Below are 16,105 nucleotides of genomic sequence, written 5' to 3'. Positions count from 1 at the left end.
ATGGATTGCCAAAGCCCTGCATAACTCAAGTTGTGCAGGGCTTTTTTGTTAATGCAGGCTTAACCCGGTCTGCTGACGATGCAAGCATTTGCTCCACCAAAGGCCCGGTGCAGACGTGTCCGTTTGTACAAGAGAGCCCATTAGCCTGAGCCGATCTGCGTGACCCACCAAAGATCCAACGGCAGATTGCTCGACCCCATAACTCAAGCACTATGCGGGCGTGCCCATGATTACCCTGAAACTCAATGGTCAAGACCATCCACTCGACGTCACCGAGGATATGCCCTTGCTCTGGGCGATTCGCGACGTGGCCGGTTATAACGGCACCAAGTTTGGCTGTGGCATGGGCCTTTGCGGTGCCTGCACGATTCATATCGAAGGTGCTCCGGCGCGCAGTTGCATCACGCCGATTGGCTCGGTCGTCGGCCAGAACGTCACCACCATCGACAACCTGCACGCCGACCCGGTTGGCAAAGTCGTGCAGCAAGCCTGGCTCGATACGGCCGTGGCCCAATGCGGTTACTGCCAGGGCGGGCAGATCATGTCCGCCACCGCATTGCTCAAGACCAATCCCGACCCCAGCGATGAGCAGATCGAAGAGGCGATGGTCGGCAATATCTGCCGCTGCGGTACCTACAACCGTATCAAGACCGCTATCCGCCAGGCATCCACTCACCTGAAGGAGGCCAAGGCATGAGCCAGTTAGTGAATGATTTCGCCCTGAGCAACCTCAGTCGGCGGGGCTTCCTCAAGGGCGTGGGGGCCGCCAGTGCACTGGTGGTGGCTGCGAGTTGGGGCTGGCAGGACGCGTTTGCCGAAGAGGCGCAGAAAAAGTTCGGCGCCGATGGCATGCCCAATGGCTGGATCGACGATCCCAAGGTGTATGTGAGCATTGCCACTGATGGCACGGTGACGGTGGTCTGCAACCGTTCGGAAATGGGCCAGGGCGTACGGACCAGCCTGACCATGGTGGTGGCCGACGAGCTGGAGGCCGATTGGGCGCGGGTCAAGGTGCAACAGGCGCCGGGCGATGAAGTGCGGTTCGGCAACCAGGACACCGACGGCTCACGCAGCATGCGGCACTGGTACGAGCCGATGCGCCGCTGTGGCGCCGCCGCCCGGACCATGCTGGAGCAGGCTGCCGCCGACCAATGGAAAGTGCCGGTCGGCGAATGTCGTGCGCAGCTGCATAAAGTCATCCATACGCCTTCCGGTCGCGAATTGGAGTATGGCGCGCTGGCCGCCGCTGCCAGCGCCCTGGCCGTGCCGGCCCGTGACAGCCTGCGCCTCAAGCAACCCTCGGAGTTTCGCTACATCGGCAAGGAAGGCACCAAAGCCATCGATGGTGACGACATCGTCAATGGCCGCGCGGTATACGGCGCAGACGTGCATTTTGATGGCATGCTGTTCGCCACCATTGCCCGCCCGGCGGTGTACGGCGGCAAGGTCAAGAGCTTCGATGGCAGTGCTGCGATGAAAGTGCCGGGGGTGGTCAAGGTCATCCAGATCGAAAGCCGGCCCTTGCCCTCGGAGTTTCAACCCCTGGGCGGCATCGCGGTGGTGGCCAACAACACCTGGGCGGCGATCAAGGGGCGTGAGGCCTTGAAAATCGAATGGGACGACGGCCCCAACGCCAGCTACGACTCGATCGCCTACCGCAAGGAGCTGGAGGCCGCCTCGCTCAAGCCCGGCAAAGTGGTACGCAATACCGGCAACATCGACGACGCCATGGCCAATGCCGTGAACACCCTGGAAGCCTCCTACTATCTGCCGCACCTGTCACAATCGCCAATGGAGCCGATGGTCGCCATCGCTCGCTACAAGGACGGCATGTGCCAGGCCTGGGGGCCAAGCCAGGCGCCACAGGTCACCCGCGAGCGCATCGGCGAACGCCTGGGCGTGCCATTCGATAACGTCACCTTCAACGTGACGCTGCTGGGCGGAGGCTTCGGGCGCAAGTCCAAACCGGACTTCATCATCGAAGCGGCCATCCTGGCCAAGGAGTTCCCTGGCAAGGCGGTGCGGGTGCAATGGACCCGTGAAGACGATATTCACTGTTCGTATTTTCACACCGTGTCGGCCGAATACCTCAAGGCCAGCCTGAACAAGGACGGCTTGCCCTCTGGCTGGCTGCACCGCACGGTGGCGCCGAGCATCACCGCGTTGTTCGCGCCGGGCATGAACCATGAGGCTGCCTTCGAGTTGGGCATGGGCTTCACCAACATGGCCTACGCGATTCCCAACATTCGCCTGGAAAACCCCGAGGCCACCGTCCACACGCGGGTTGGCTGGTATCGCTCGGTGTCGAACATCCCCCATGGTTTTGCCATCCAGAGCTTCATCGATGAGCTGGCGCACAAGGCTGGGGAGGATCCGCTCAAGTATCAGGTCAGATTGCTTGGCCCGGACCGTCAGATCGATCCGCGCACCTTGAGTGAAGAATGGAACTACGGTGAATCGCCCGAGCGTTATCCGATCGACACCGCTCGCCTGCGCAGGGTACTGGAAACCGCCGCCAAGGCCGCCGGTTGGGGCCGCGAGTTGCCCAAGGGCCGAGGCCTGGGCCTGGCGGTGCATTACAGTTTCGTGACCTACGTGGCGGCGGTGATCGAGGTCGAAGTCAAGGATGATGGCACCCTGATCGTGCACAAAGCCGACATCGCCGTGGATTGCGGGCCGCAGATCAACCCCGAGCGGATTCGCGCGCAGTTCGAAGGCGCCTGCGTCATGGGCCTGGGCAACGCGGTGTTGGGCGAAATCAGCTTCAAGGATGGCAAGGCCCAGCAGGACAACTTCCACATGTACGAAGTGGCGCGCATGTCCCTGGCGCCCAAGGAAGTCTCGGTGCACCTGGTGACGCCGCCGGGCAACGTGCCGTTGGGCGGTGTCGGTGAGCCGGGTGTGCCGCCGATTGCACCGGCGCTGTGCAACGCGATCTTCGCGGCCACCGGCAAGCGTATCCGCAGCCTGCCGATTCGATATCAATTGCAGGGTTGGCAGAAGGTCGAGGCGTGATGGACAGTGCCGATCTGAATGTCCTGCGCAGCGTGCTGGAGTGGTGCCGCGCCGGCCAGCGGGTGATGTTGTACAGCGTCGTGCAGACCTGGGGCACCGCGCCCCGGGCGCCTGGCGCCATGCTGGCGTTGCGCGGGGACGGCGTGGTGATTGGTTCGGTGTCCGGCGGTTGTGTCGAGGACGACCTGATTGCCCGCTTGCATGACGGTCGCATTGCGGCTGATGGGCCGCCCGTGCAACTGATCACCTACGGCGTGACGCGTGAGGAGGCCGCGCGCTTCGGTTTACCCTGCGGCGGCACCTTGCGTTTGACCGAGGAGCGCGTTGGCGACCCAGGGTGGGTGGCCGAGTTGCTGGCTCGCTGCGAAGCCCATGAAATCGTCGCACGTTCGCTGGATATCGCCACCGGAGAAGTCATTTTGCAGCCCGCCGCCAAGGCGGATGAGCTGGTTTTCGATGGTCACACTCTGCGGGCCATTTATGGCCCGCGTTGGCGCTTGTTGTTGATCGGCGCCGGGCAGTTGTCCCGGTATGTCGCCGAAATGGCGCGGCTGTTGGATTTCGAAGTACTGATATGCGATCCGCGCAGCGAGTTCGTCTACGGCTGGGAGGAGCAGCACGGTCGATTCGTCTCGGGCATGCCTGATGAGGCGGTGGTGAACATCCAGACCGACGAGCGCACGGCCATCGTCGCACTGACTCACGACCCCCGCCTGGATGACATGGCCCTGCTGACAGCGCTCGACTCCCGGGCTTTTTATGTCGGCGCACTCGGTTCGCGGGTCAACAGCCAGAAGCGCCGGGACAACCTGGCTCAGCTCGGCCTGTCGCAACAGGCCATCGAGCGGCTGCATGGCCCGGTCGGCTTGCACATCGGCAGCCACAACCCGGCGGAAATCGCCTTGTCGCTGATGGCTGAGATCGTGGCAATCAAGAATGGTGTCGAGCTCAAGCAAAAGAAATCGCTGCGGGAGGGTGTATGAGTCAATCCATCGGGGTGATCGTGTTGGCGGCGGGGCAGGGCAGTCGGTTTCGCCAGGTCGCGGGCGACGACAAGGACAAGCTGCTGGCTGATTGCATGGGGCGTGATGGCGCGGTTCGATCCGTTATCGAACACGTCCTGGTGAATCTGCCTCCCACCTTGGATAAGCGCTTTTTGGTGACCACGGCAGATCGACCGCAAGTGATCCGCATGGCCAAGGCCTATGGCTATGAGATCGTCCTGATCGAATCGACCGGGATGGGCGATAGCATTGCGGCCGGGGTCTCGGCGAGTGCGCAGCTTGATGGTTGGCTGATGGTGCTGGGGGACATGCCATTCATCCTGCCGTCGAGCATTGAACACGTTGTGGCTCAGATGGGCGATGACTGTATCAGCGTGCCGGTACAGGACGGGGAATACGGGCATCCGGTGGGCTTTGGGCGCCGTTTTGGCCCGGGGTTGATGACGTTATCAGGCGATCGCGGCGCCAAGGCGTTGTTTGCCCAGGGGCGGGTGGTTGAGGTGAAGGTGGATGATTCTGGTGTGTTGTGGGATGTGGATGTGCCTGAAAAGCTGAACTTCAAATAATCATAGATCCCCTGTAGGAGCGAGCGGGCGACGATCCGACTTGCCCGCGAAGAACGATAACGCGGTCGGCCTGATGGACCGCAGTGTCTCCTTCGCGGGCAAGTCGGATCGCCGCCCGCTCGCTCCTACAGGGGGAACGGTGTGATTGTTTCGGACATAAAAAAGCCCCGCCCGGGATCACCGGGCGAGGCTTTTCACTTGCCGAGGGAATCAGACGAGGGGTTTAGGCTCGTGCTCTTTTTCCTGGGCTTTCTCGTGTTGCTCAACCGCTTCCTGAACGGAGCGAGGTGCTTCGGCAATCACCGACTCAACCGGCTCGGCAGCGACAGCTGCTTCAGCCTGAGCCGCAGCGGCCGCCAGTTCGGCTTCCTTCTGCAGGCGCTCTTCTTCACGCTTGCGGCGACGCACTTCACGTGGGTCGTTCGGTGCGCGGCCACTTGGCGTCAGGGCGCTGACAGGCGCGGCTTCAACCACCGGAGCAGGTTCTTCGGCAACTACCGGCGCTTTAACTACCGGAGCAGGCACTTCGGCAACCACCGGCGCTTCAACCACTGGAGCAGGCTCGGCAGCGGCAACCACTGGCTCGGAGACCATCGCTTGTTCCACTTCAGCTTCAGCAACCGGCGCTGGAGCAGGGGTTTCGGCTACGGCTGGCTCGGCAACCCAGTTGAACGCCGTTTGCTCTTCGCGAACTTCACGAACAGTTTCAGTCACGGTTTCAGCTACGGTTTCGCTAACCGGTTCTGCAACCACGACTGGCTCAGCGACAGCTTCAACCACTGGCTGGGCTTCTGGAGCGGCTGCCACTTCGATTTCCGGCGCTGCAGTGGCTTCGACCGGAGTCGTCGCTTCCACGACTGGCGCTTCGACAGGAGCCGTTTCCAGCGTAGCGGCGGTGGCGCGTTCGGCTTGCTCGTTGGCCTGTGCTTCGGCCGGAGCGCTGATCACGCTGCTGGCAACGGCTGCGGTAACAGCCAGGCCAGCGGCCAGGTCAGCAGTGCTTGGCGCTTCATTGTTATCGCCGGCTTCGGACTCATCCGAACCTTCGATCACGTTGCCGTTGGCATCACGCTGACGCTCGCGACGGTTGCTGCGACGACGCTGGCCACGGGAGCGGCGGCGTGGACGATCGCCTTCGGCGCCTTCCTGACCCTCTTCCTGCAGTTGCTCTTCGTTCCCGGTCAGCTCTTCTTCGGCTACGGCAGCGGCTTGTTCGGCACGTGGTTGACGTTCTTCACGCGGTGGGCGTGGAGCGCGTTCTTCGCGTGGCGGACGGGCCGGGCGTTCTTCAGTGGTAGCGGCAGCGACAGCAGCGGCAGGAGCAGCGGCAGGCGCGACGGCGTCGAGAGGCTCGCGCAGTTCACGCACACGCTCTTCACGCTCGCCACGTGGCTTGCGATCTTCGCGTGGGGCGCGTGGAGCACGTTCTTCACGAGGCGCGCGTGGTGCGCGTTCTTCACGAGGGGCACGTTCTTCGCGGGCTACGACCGGCGTTTCTTCACGGGTTTCGCGAGGCTCGCGGACTTCGCGCGGCTGGCGCTCTTCGCGTGGGGCGCGTTCCTCACGGGGGGCGCGCTCTTCACGAGGCTTGCGTTCTTCATCGCGGCGACCGGTACGGGTGCGGCTCTGCTGGCGACCGTTGCGACGTTCTTCGTTGCTGCGTGCTGGACGCTCAGGGGCAGCCGGTTTCTCGACCACGGCCGGAGCGACAGGCTCTTCCTTGCCGGCGAACAGGCTGACCAGCGACTTCACCAGGCCTTTGAACAGGCTTGGCTCTGGTACCGCGACTGGTGCGGCAACCGGAGCGGCGACGACTTCGGTCGGAACCGGAGCGTTGGCGCGGGCGGGAGCCGTCTTGACCGCGGCTTCCTGGCGAACCAGGGTGCGGGTCGCGGCAGCAGGCTGCACTTCTTCCACTTCGGCAGCGGCAGCAGCGATTTCGTAGCTGGACTGGTTGATCGCCGCTTCCGGGCTGTCATCACGCAGGCGCTGCACTTCGAAGTGCGGCGTTTCGAGGTGATCGTTCGGCAGGATGACGATGCGGGCACGGGTGCGCAGTTCGATCTTGGTGATCGAGTTGCGTTTTTCGTTGAGCAGGAACGCGGCCACCGGGATCGGCACTTGGGCACGAACTTCGGCGGTACGGTCTTTCAGGGCTTCTTCTTCGATCAGGCGCAGGATCGCCAGGGACAGCGATTCAACGTCACGGATGATGCCGGTGCCGTTGCAGCGCGGGCAAACGATGCCGCTGCTTTCGCCCAGGGATGGACGCAGGCGCTGACGGGACATTTCCAGCAGGCCGAAGCGCGAGATGCGACCGACTTGCACGCGAGCGCGGTCGGCTTCCAGGCATTCGCGGACTTTTTCTTCCACGGCGCGCTGGTTCTTGGCAGGGGTCATGTCGATGAAGTCGATGACGATCAGGCCGCCGATGTCGCGCAGGCGCAACTGACGGGCGATTTCTTCGGCGGCTTCAAGGTTGGTCTGCAGCGCGGTTTCTTCGATGTCGCTGCCTTTGGTGGCGCGCGCCGAGTTGATGTCGATGGACACCAGGGCTTCGGTCGGATCGATCACGATGGAGCCGCCGGAAGGCAGTTCGACGACGCGCTGGAAAGCGGTTTCGATCTGGCTTTCGATCTGGAAGCGGTTGAACAGCGGTACGCTGTCTTCGTACAGCTTGATCTTGCTGGCGTACTGCGGCATCACCTGGCGGATGAAGGTCAGGGCTTCGTCCTGGGCTTCAACGCTGTCGATCAGCACTTCGCCGATGTCCTGGCGCAGGTAATCGCGGATCGCGCGGATGATCACGTTGCTTTCCTGGTAGATCAGGAAAGGCGCGGAACGATCCAGCGAGGCTTCTTTGATGGCGGTCCACAGTTGCAGCAGGTAGTCGAGGTCCCACTGCATTTCTTCGCTGCTGCGGCCCAGGCCGGCAGTGCGCACGATCAGGCCCATGTCGGCTGGTGCGACCAGACCGTTCAGCGCTTCACGCAGTTCGTTGCGCTCTTCACCTTCGATGCGACGGGAAATACCGCCGGCACGCGGGTTGTTCGGCATCAGGACCAGGTAACGACCGGCCAGGCTGATGAAGGTGGTCAGGGCTGCGCCCTTGTTGCCACGCTCTTCTTTTTCGACCTGGACGATGACTTCCTGGCCTTCGCTCAGGACGTCCTTGATGTTGACGCGGCCTTCAGGGGTTTTCTTGAAGTATTCGCGGGAGATTTCTTTGAGGGGCAGGAAGCCGTGGCGCTCAGAGCCGAAATCGACAAAGGCAGCCTCCAGGCTTGGTTCGATGCGAGTAATCCGGCCTTTATAGATGTTGGCCTTCTTCTGCTCGCGTGCACCGGATTCGATGTCCAGGTCGTAGAGGCGCTGGCCATCTACCAGTGCAACACGCAACTCTTCGGGTTGAGTTGCGTTAATCAGCATTCTTTTCATGTAGTACCGTCGGTTTCCGGGCTGCCGGAAACGGCGTTCGGCACACACGACTTCTCATGGTCGGTGTCAGGTGCGTCGGGAGTGGTTGGCCATTCCCGTGTCCAGCGATGTCCGGCCAATGTGGGCCTTTGTCGCGACGTACGCGTCCTGCTTGCTGTGGCTACTTAAGCACTCAGTCAGGAGGAGGAATCAACCGGCGGCTGTGGACGAGATGAAGCGTCTTGATAAAGCCTATTGCTACACAGGCCAGCGGTTGTGCATCTCCACCCTACACGTATCCCTGATAATTCGGGTGCTGCCGCGCGCAGAATCCGCAGCGGGTTGGCATTTACCGTGAGCTCCGAAAGGGGAGGTCACGCATCATGGCTAATTTAGGCGTTGTTTCCGAAGCCTTTCGCTCGGGGTCATCCGCAGCTGACTGCACTTTGTGAACTGGCCATGAATATTGGCTCGAAAAGCGAGTGGAAACTCTGCTTCGCGGTTTGATTCAGGCCTCATGTCACCTGCGCTTGTTACAGTTGCAAACTCCACCGTTACGTAGCGAAAGCCCCGTAGGACGGCCTCGCGTCCTGGTGAATTGCGTTGGTCAGGGCCGGTTTTTGACCGTTGGTCCGCTGGCCAGGCCGCTTTTGGCGGCGTTCGCGACTATAGCAGCAATGATTAAGTGCTTCAATTCCATAAAAAATTGTTATCATCCGCGCCATGACGACGACTACCCCCCCGACTCCAGGCGTACAACTGCTTGAGGTCTCGCCGGAATATGCCGGCCAACGTATTGATAACTTCCTTCTCGCTCGGCTCAAAGGCGTGCCCAAGACCTTGATTTACCGCATTTTGCGCAAAGGCGAAGTGCGAGTGAACAAGGGCCGGATCAAGCCCGAATACAAGCTGCAGGCGGGCGATATCGTGCGCGTGCCGCCGGTTCGCGTGCCTGAGCGCGACGAGCCGGTACCGCTGGCCCAGGGGCTGTTGCAGCGCCTGGAAGCCTCGATTGTCTTCGAAGACAAGGCCCTGATTGTGATCAACAAGCCCGCCGGCATTGCGGTGCATGGTGGTAGCGGCCTGACTTTCGGGGTGATCGAAGCCTTTCGTCAGTTGCGCCCCGATTGCAAGGAACTGGAACTGGTTCACCGTCTCGACCGTGACACGTCCGGCCTGTTGATGATCGCCAAGAAGCGCAGCATGTTGCGCCACTTGCACACCGCGTTACGCGGTGATGGCGTCGACAAGCGCTACATGGCGCTGGTGCGCGGTAATTGGGCGAGCTCGATCAAGCAAGTCCGCGCGCCGCTGGGCAAGAGCAACCTGCGCTCCGGCGAGCGCATGGTCGAGGTCGACGAGGAGGAGGGCAAGGAGTCCGTGACCGTGTTCAAGGTCCTGCGCCGCTTCGGCGACTTTGCCACCCTGATCGAAGCCAAGCCGATTACCGGCCGGACTCACCAGATCCGCGTGCATACCTTGCACGCCGGGCATTGCATCGCTGGCGACACCAAGTATGGCGAGGAAGGTTTCAGCAAGGAAATCCGCGATCTGGGCGGCAAGCGCCTGTTCCTGCATGCCTACATGCTGACCGTGCCGCTGCCGGATGGTGGCGAACTGAAGTTGCAGGCGCCTGTCGACGAAATGTGGGCTAAAACCGTGGAGCGCCTGAGTGCACCCATCTGATTACAAGCTGCTGATTTTCGATTGGGACGGCACGCTGGCCGATTCCATTGGCCGGATTGTCGAGGCGATGCACGTGGCGTCGCAGCGCTCCGGGTTTGAGCAGTGCGATGACTTTGCCGTCAAGGGCATCATCGGCCTGGGGCTGCCGGAGGCGATTCGGACCCTGTATCCCGACATCGGCGATGCCGAGCTGGTAGCCTTTCGTCAGCACTACGCCGACCACTATATCGCTTCGGAAGCACAGCCTTCGCCCTTGTTCGAGGGCGTGGTCGAGTCCCTCGAGGCGTTTCGTGCCGAGGGCTATCATCTGGCCGTGGCCACGGGCAAGGCTCGTCGCGGGCTGGATCGGGTGCTGAAGTCTCACGGTTGGGAAGATTACTTCGATATCACCCGGGCCGCCGACGAGACGGCCAGCAAGCCCCATCCGTTGATGCTTGAGCAGATACTTGCCCATTGTGATGTGCGTGCGGATCAGGCCCTGATGGTTGGCGACTCGTCCTTCGATTTACAGATGGCACGCAACGCGGGCATGGATTCGGTGGCGGTCAGCTACGGCGCGCAATCGATCGAAGCGCTGAAGCTGTTCGAGCCGCGACTGGCCATCGATCGTTTTTCACAATTGCATGCCTGGCTGAGTCAGCGGGCCTAATACGTTATTGCTGGGGTAGATGGCATGGCCGACAAATGGAAAGCGCCCGCCAAGGCGAGCGCAGAGAGCGGTGACGAAAAAAGCTGGAAGCTGCTGGAAAAGACCCTGCTGGCCGGTGTGCAGGAGCAGCGTCGCTCACGGCGCTGGGGGATTTTCTTCAAGTTGCTGACCTTCGTGTACCTGTTCGTCGCGTTGGCGCTGTTCACGCCACTGATGGACATTGAGAAGGCCGCTACCCGCAGTGGCAACTACACCGCGTTGATCGACGTTAACGGCATGATCGCCGACAAGGAGCCGGCCAGTGCCGACAACATCGTCGGTAGCCTGCGGGCTGCCTTCGAAGACGAAAAGGTCAAGGGCGTCATCCTGCGCATCAATAGCCCGGGCGGCAGTCCGGTGCAGTCAGGGTATGTCTATGACGAGATCCGCCGACTGCGTGGCCTGCATCCGGATACCAAGCTTTACGCGGTAATTTCCGATCTCGGCGCTTCCGGTGCGTATTACATCGCCAGTGCGGCGGACCAGATCTATGCCGACAAGGCGAGCCTGGTGGGTTCCATCGGGGTGACGGCGGCCGGGTACGGGTTTGTCGGTACCATGGAGAAGCTGGGTGTGGAGCGTCGCACCTACACCTCGGGCGAACACAAATCCTTCCTCGATCCGTTCCAGCCGCAGAAGCCTGAAGAAACGGCGTTCTGGCAGGGCGTGCTCGATACCACGCATAAACAGTTCATCAATAGCGTCAAGCAGGGTCGTGGCGATCGGCTGAAGGACAAGGAGCATCCGGAGCTGTTCTCCGGGCTGGTCTGGTCGGGTGAGCAGGCGCTGCCGCTGGGCCTGGTCGATGGCCTGGGTAATGCCAGTTATGTTGCGCGGGATGTGATCGGCGAAAAAGAGCTGGTGGATTTCACCGTTCAGGAATCGCCGTTCGATCGCTTCTCGAAAAAGCTCGGCGCCAGCGTGGCTGAGCATCTGGCGATGTGGATGGGGTTTAACGGTCCGTCGTTGCGCTGATTTTTCCATTGTGCAAAAAACCGGCTTCGGCCGGTTTTTTCACGTCAGGGGATTTGCACGCCTTCGGCCAGCAACATATCCACCAGGCGAATCAGCGGCAAACCGACAAGGCTGGTGGCATCGGGGCCCTCGGTGCTCTGAAACAGGCTCACCCCCAGTCCCTCGGCCTTGAAGCTGCCAGCGCAGTCGTAGGGTTGTTCGGCGCGCAGGTAGCGTTCGATGCGTTCGCTGTCGAGTGTGCGCATGTGCACTGTGAAAGGTACGCAGTCGACCTGGCAGTGGCCGGTCTGGCTGTTTAGCAGGGCAAGGCCAGTCAGGAACGTCACGCTGGCGCCGCTTGCGGCCAGCAGTTGTTCGCGGGCTTTCTCGAAGGTGTGGGGCTTGCCGATGATCCGTTCGCCCAGCACCGCGACCTGGTCGGAACCGATAATCAGATGAGCGGTATGACTGGCCGCCAGGGCGCGCGCTTTCTCTTCGGCGAGGCGTTTGACCAGCTCGATGGCGGATTCGCCAGGGCGATGGCTTTCGTCGATGTCCGGCGAGCTGCAGCTGAATGGCAGCTGCAGGCGGGCCAGCAAATCCCGGCGATAGACCGAGCTTGAAGCGAGTAATAAAGGCAGCATGCGCAACTCCAAATGGCAGGCGAGAATTCTAGCGGGGCTTCCAAGTGACGGATAGGGCTGAATTTCCTTTGACATGGGCGGGTGCATCCCTATAATGCTGCGCCTATGTTGAATGACCCGATTCCACCTCACGTTGACCCGCGCAAATTGGCTGATCGTGGCACCACCCTCCAAGGTGAAATGCTGCTGGCCGATTTGAAGAGACTCTGCGACCCGCTTTCCGACAATGTCGGTACGGTGCAGGCTAAATTCGTTTTTGAACGAGATGAACGTAAATCTGTGGTCATCCACAGCTTTATCGACACTGAAGTCAAAATGGTTTGCCAGCGTTGTCTTGAGCTGGTCACCCTGCCGATCCATAGCGAATGCAGTTACGCTGTGGTGAAGGAGGGTGCGAATACCCAGTCGTTACCGAAAGGTTATGACGTGCTGGAACTGGGCGAAGATCCTTTGGATCTGCAGTCACTGATCGAGGAGGAGCTTCTGCTCGCCTTGCCCATTGTGCCTGCTCATCATCCGGAAGAATGCCAGCAGCCGGCGGGAGCAGATGAGCCCGAACCGAGCGAGGACGAGGTAACGCGGTCCAACCCGTTCAGTGTATTGGCGCAGTTAAAGCGTGACCCAAACGTTTAGGAGTTAATCAATTATGGCTGTTCAGCAGAACAAAAAATCCCGCTCTGCCCGTGACATGCGCCGTTCGCACGACGCTCTCGAGGCTAGCACCCTGTCTGTAGAAAAAACCACCGGTGAAGTTCACCTGCGTCACCACGTATCGCCAGAAGGCGTATACCGTGGCCGTAAAGTGATCGACAAGGGCGCTGACGAGTAATCACTTGTCCGCTCAAGTCATCGCGATTGACGCAATGGGCGGGGACTTCGGTCCCCGCAGCATTGTCCAGGCCAGTATTGCTTGCCTGTCTGCTACGCCCTCGCTGCACCTGACCCTCGTCGGTCAACCCTCCCTCCTTGAAGAATTGATCGCTGGCCATTCGGCTGTGGATCGCGCGCGCCTGTCGATTGCTCCGGCGTCCGAAGTCATCACCATGGACGAAAAACCTGCCCAGGCCCTGCGCGGAAAGCCCGATTCGTCGATGCGCGTGGCGCTTGAATTGCTGCGCGATGGCAAGGTCCAGGCCTGTGTCAGTGCCGGTAATACCGGGGCGCTGATGGCATTGTCGCGATTTGTCCTCAAGACCTTGCCTGGCATTGATCGACCAGCCATGGTGGCGGCGATCCCGACGCAGAAAGGTTACTGCCAGTTGCTCGACCTGGGCGCCAATGTCGATTGCAGCGCCGAGCATCTGTTGCAGTTTGCGGTGATGGGTTCGGTCGCTGCAGAAACCCTGGGCATCGTGCGTCCGCGCGTGGCATTGCTGAACATCGGCACCGAGGACATCAAGGGCAATCAGCAGGTCAAGCTCGCTGCAACCTTGCTGCAAACTGCCCGTGGCATCAATTACATAGGTTTTGTCGAGGGCGACGGGTTGTACCGTGGCGAAGCGGACGTCGTGGTGTGCGATGGTTTTGTCGGCAACATCCTGCTCAAGTCCAGCGAGGGCTTGGCCACCATGATTGCCGGGCGTATCGAGGCGTTGTTCCAGAAAAACCTGCCGTCGCGCATGGTCGGAGCCTTGGCCTTGCCGCTGATGAAGCGCCTGAAGGCCGACCTGGCACCGGCGCGACATAATGGCGCGAGCTTTCTCGGTTTGCAGGGGATTGTCGTAAAGAGTCACGGTTCTGCAGGGGTCCAGGGCTTTCAAAGTGCCATTTCCCGTGCTCTGATCGAGATTCAGGAAAACCTGCCGGAACGCATCCACGGTCGTCTGGAGGATTTGTTGCTTTAGGCGTTTTCGTCGGACAATGCTTAAATGTGACCGCTTGGTTCAAATGGCCATCCAACTCTCAGTTTCTTGCGTCCCCCTGAGCGGGACGTCAATTCTCCGACGACAAGATCATTAGGGGCTTGTTACATGTCTGCTTCCCTCGCATTCGTCTTTCCGGGACAGGGTTCGCAGTCCCTCGGCATGCTGGCCGAGTTGGGCGCGCAACACCCGGTCGTCCTCGACACGTTCAAAGAAGCTTCCGATGCCCTGGGTTACGACCTGTGGGCGCTGACCCAGCAAGGGCCGGAAGAACAACTCAACCAGACCGATAAAACCCAACCGGCGATTCTGACCGCTTCGATCGCCCTGTGGCGTCTGTGGCTGGCTGAAGGCGGCGCGCGCCCGGCTTATGTGGCCGGTCACAGCCTGGGTGAATACAGTGCCCTGGTGGCGGCTGGCAGCTTGAGCCTGGCGGACGCGGTAAAGCTCGTCGAGCGCCGTGGCCAACTGATGCAGGAAGCCGTGCCGGCCGGGCAGGGCGGCATGGCTGCCATCCTCGGCCTGGAAGACGCCGACGTACTGGCTGCCTGTGCCGAAGCGGCACAAGGCGAAGTGGTCAGCGCGGTCAACTTCAACTCCCCGGGGCAAGTGGTCATTGCCGGTGCCAAGGCGGCGGTCGAGCGTGCCATCGAAGGCTGCAAGGCACGTGGCGCCAAGCGCGCGATGCCGTTGCCGGTCAGCGTGCCGTCGCACTGCGAACTGATGCGCCCGGCGGCCGAGCGTTTCGCCGAATCGATCGCCGCGATCGATTGGCAGGCTCCACAGATCCCGGTGGTACAGAACGTCAGTGCCCAGGTGCCGGCGGATCTGGAAACCCTCAAGCGTGATCTGCTCGAGCAACTGTACAAGCCAGTACGCTGGGTAGAATCCGTGCAGACCCTGGCCGCCAAAGGCGCGACCAATCTGGTGGAATGCGGCCCGGGCAAAGTACTGGCCGGTCTGAACAAGCGTTGCGCCGAAGGCGTATCGACTTCCAATCTCAATACCCCAGACGCTTTCGCTGCCGCCCGTGCAGCGCTAGCCTGAATCAGGAGAAGCTTGCATGAGTCTGCAAGGTAAAGTTGCACTGGTCACCGGTGCGAGCCGCGGTATCGGCCAGGCCATCGCCCTGGAACTGGGTCGTCAGGGCGCCATCGTTGTGGGCACCGCGACCACAGCTTCGGGTGCCGAGCGCATTGCCGCCACCCTGAAGGAAAACGGCATCCAGGGCACCGGCCTTGAGCTCAATGTCACCAGCGACGAATCCGTTACCGAGGTGCTGAAGAACATTCAGGCGCAGTTCGGTGCGCCGGCGATCCTGGTCAACAATGCCGGCATCACCCGCGATAACCTGATGATGCGCATGAAAGACGACGAGTGGCATGACGTGGTCGATACCAACCTGACCAGTCTGTTCCGCCTGTCCAAGGGTGTTTTGCGCGGTATGACCAAGGCCCGTTGGGGACGAATTATCAGTATTGGCTCGGTTGTGGGTGCCATGGGCAACGCAGGCCAAGTAAACTACGCTGCCGCCAAGGCCGGCCTGGAAGGTTTCAGCCGCTCACTGGCGCGTGAAGTCGGTTCGCGTTCGATTACGGTAAACTCGGTGACCCCAGGGTTCATCGACACCGATATGACCCGCGAACTGCCCGAGGCACAGCGTGAAGCCTTGCAGACGCAGATTCCGCTGGGTCGTCTGGGGCAAGCTCAAGAGATCGCGTCTGTGGTCGCTTTTCTTGCGTCGGACGGTGCGGCTTACGTTACTGGGGCTACAATCCCGGTGAACGGCGGGATGTACATGAGTTAAATGTGACGGATCGTTTCAAAAAAATGTCATACGAGCTGTCTAAAATCCGTTATAAAGCTGCAATCTATTTATAGGCAGAGGGTCGCCGGGTTTGAGGAGTGAAGCTTTCAGTTGAAAAGCTGAAAAGTCTTTCTATACACTTACCCACTGGCCAGCTGCCTGAATTTGTCCATTAGGAGTGAAAACAAGGTATGAGCACCATCGAAGAGCGCGTCAAGAAAATCGTTGCCGAGCAACTGGGCGTTAAAGAAGAAGAAGTGGTCAACACTGCTTCCTTCGTTGAAGACCTGGGTGCTGACTCCCTTGACACCGTTGAGCTGGTGATGGCTCTGGAAGAGGAATTCGAGACCGAAATCCCTGACGAAGAAGCTGAGAAGATCACTACTGTACAAGCTGCAATCGACTACGTTACTGCCCACCAGGCGTAATAGTTTGTAATCGTTGCTCGCTGTCATGGAAAAA

15 protein-coding genes are annotated in these 16,105 nt (G+C 60.7%); 13 read left to right on the top strand and 2 right to left on the bottom strand.

The features are described 5' to 3' along the window. Positions 1 to 226 precede the first annotated feature (226 nt). Genes OH720_RS24860 through OH720_RS24845 form a run of 4 tightly spaced genes read left to right on the top strand, consistent with a single transcriptional unit; the run spans position 227 to position 4,585 of the window. On the top strand, positions 227 to 697 hold the full coding sequence (locus tag OH720_RS24860; RefSeq protein WP_008066557.1) for a (2Fe-2S)-binding protein: 471 nt from the start codon (positions 227 to 229) through the stop codon (positions 695 to 697). Next, on the top strand, positions 694 to 3,015 hold the full coding sequence (locus OH720_RS24855; RefSeq protein ID WP_272603281.1) for a xanthine dehydrogenase family protein molybdopterin-binding subunit: 2,322 nt from the start codon (positions 694 to 696) through the stop codon (positions 3,013 to 3,015). Before OH720_RS24860 ends, OH720_RS24855 begins: the two co-directional genes overlap by 4 nt. Then, positions 3,015 to 3,998, top strand: a complete 984-nt coding sequence (locus tag OH720_RS24850; protein WP_272603280.1) for an XdhC family protein — start codon at positions 3,015 to 3,017, stop codon at positions 3,996 to 3,998. Before OH720_RS24855 ends, OH720_RS24850 begins: the two co-directional genes overlap by 1 nt. After that, positions 3,995 to 4,585: a nucleotidyltransferase family protein gene (locus tag OH720_RS24845; RefSeq protein ID WP_272603279.1), complete on the top strand. Its 591-nt coding sequence runs from the start codon at positions 3,995 to 3,997 to the stop codon at positions 4,583 to 4,585. The genes OH720_RS24850 and OH720_RS24845 overlap by 4 nt, the downstream gene beginning before the upstream one ends. A 210-nt stretch (positions 4,586 to 4,795) precedes the next feature. On the opposite strand, the gene rne is transcribed toward OH720_RS24845, so the two are convergent. Next, positions 4,796 to 8,023, bottom strand: a complete 3,228-nt coding sequence (gene rne / locus OH720_RS24840; RefSeq protein ID WP_272603278.1) for a ribonuclease E — start codon at positions 8,021 to 8,023, stop codon at positions 4,796 to 4,798. A 702-nt stretch (positions 8,024 to 8,725) separates the two neighbouring features. Between rne and rluC the strand changes: the two genes are divergently transcribed. From rluC to OH720_RS24825, 3 genes are read left to right on the top strand one after another with little or no spacing between them, the layout of a single operon-like run. After that, positions 8,726 to 9,688: a 23S rRNA pseudouridine(955/2504/2580) synthase RluC gene (rluC, locus tag OH720_RS24835; RefSeq protein WP_008066549.1), complete on the top strand. Its 963-nt coding sequence runs from the start codon at positions 8,726 to 8,728 to the stop codon at positions 9,686 to 9,688. After that, a complete protein-coding gene (locus OH720_RS24830; protein ID WP_272603277.1) occupies positions 9,675 to 10,337 on the top strand; it encodes an HAD-IA family hydrolase in 663 nt (220 codons plus the stop codon). Before rluC ends, OH720_RS24830 begins: the two co-directional genes overlap by 14 nt. A gap of 24 nt (positions 10,338 to 10,361) precedes the next feature. Beyond that, positions 10,362 to 11,351, top strand: coding sequence for a S49 family peptidase (locus tag OH720_RS24825; RefSeq protein WP_272603276.1), 990 nt, complete (start codon positions 10,362 to 10,364; stop codon positions 11,349 to 11,351). A 44-nt stretch (positions 11,352 to 11,395) separates the two neighbouring features. Here the strand turns inward: OH720_RS24825 and OH720_RS24820 are convergent, their stop codons facing one another. Next, positions 11,396 to 11,974 carry a Maf family protein gene (locus OH720_RS24820; RefSeq protein WP_180202691.1) on the bottom strand — a complete coding sequence of 193 codons (579 nt, stop codon included), beginning with the start codon at positions 11,972 to 11,974 and terminating at the stop codon, positions 11,396 to 11,398. Between the two features lie 105 nt (positions 11,975 to 12,079). On the opposite strand from OH720_RS24820, the gene OH720_RS24815 reads away from it, so the two are divergent. From OH720_RS24815 to acpP, 6 genes are all read left to right on the top strand, one after another. Beyond that, the gene (locus OH720_RS24815; protein WP_008066540.1) at positions 12,080 to 12,607 is read left to right on the top strand and encodes a YceD family protein; all 528 of its coding nucleotides are present in this window, start codon (positions 12,080 to 12,082) and stop codon (positions 12,605 to 12,607) included. Positions 12,608 to 12,620: 13 nt separating this feature from the next. Further along, positions 12,621 to 12,803: a 50S ribosomal protein L32 gene (gene rpmF, locus OH720_RS24810; RefSeq protein ID WP_003179396.1), complete on the top strand. Its 183-nt coding sequence runs from the start codon at positions 12,621 to 12,623 to the stop codon at positions 12,801 to 12,803. Between the two features lie 4 nt (positions 12,804 to 12,807). Further along, positions 12,808 to 13,818, top strand: coding sequence for a phosphate acyltransferase PlsX (gene plsX, locus OH720_RS24805; RefSeq protein ID WP_272603275.1), 1,011 nt, complete (start codon positions 12,808 to 12,810; stop codon positions 13,816 to 13,818). A gap of 126 nt (positions 13,819 to 13,944) precedes the next feature. Next, positions 13,945 to 14,883: an ACP S-malonyltransferase gene (fabD, locus tag OH720_RS24800; RefSeq protein WP_033043587.1), complete on the top strand. Its 939-nt coding sequence runs from the start codon at positions 13,945 to 13,947 to the stop codon at positions 14,881 to 14,883. A 16-nt stretch (positions 14,884 to 14,899) separates the two neighbouring features. Beyond that, the gene (gene fabG, locus OH720_RS24795) at positions 14,900 to 15,643 is read left to right on the top strand and encodes a 3-oxoacyl-ACP reductase FabG (RefSeq protein WP_008066534.1); all 744 of its coding nucleotides are present in this window, start codon (positions 14,900 to 14,902) and stop codon (positions 15,641 to 15,643) included. Between the two features lie 191 nt (positions 15,644 to 15,834). Continuing rightward, positions 15,835 to 16,071, top strand: coding sequence for an acyl carrier protein (acpP, locus tag OH720_RS24790; RefSeq protein WP_007987170.1), 237 nt, complete (start codon positions 15,835 to 15,837; stop codon positions 16,069 to 16,071). Positions 16,072 to 16,105: the final 34 nt, after the last annotated feature.

Source organism: Pseudomonas sp. WJP1 (assembly GCF_028471945.1).
Taxonomy (GTDB): Bacteria; Pseudomonadota; Gammaproteobacteria; order Pseudomonadales; family Pseudomonadaceae; genus Aquipseudomonas.
Note: the sequence above shows the minus strand (reverse complement) of the source record. Positions and strands in the feature narration are given on the sequence as shown.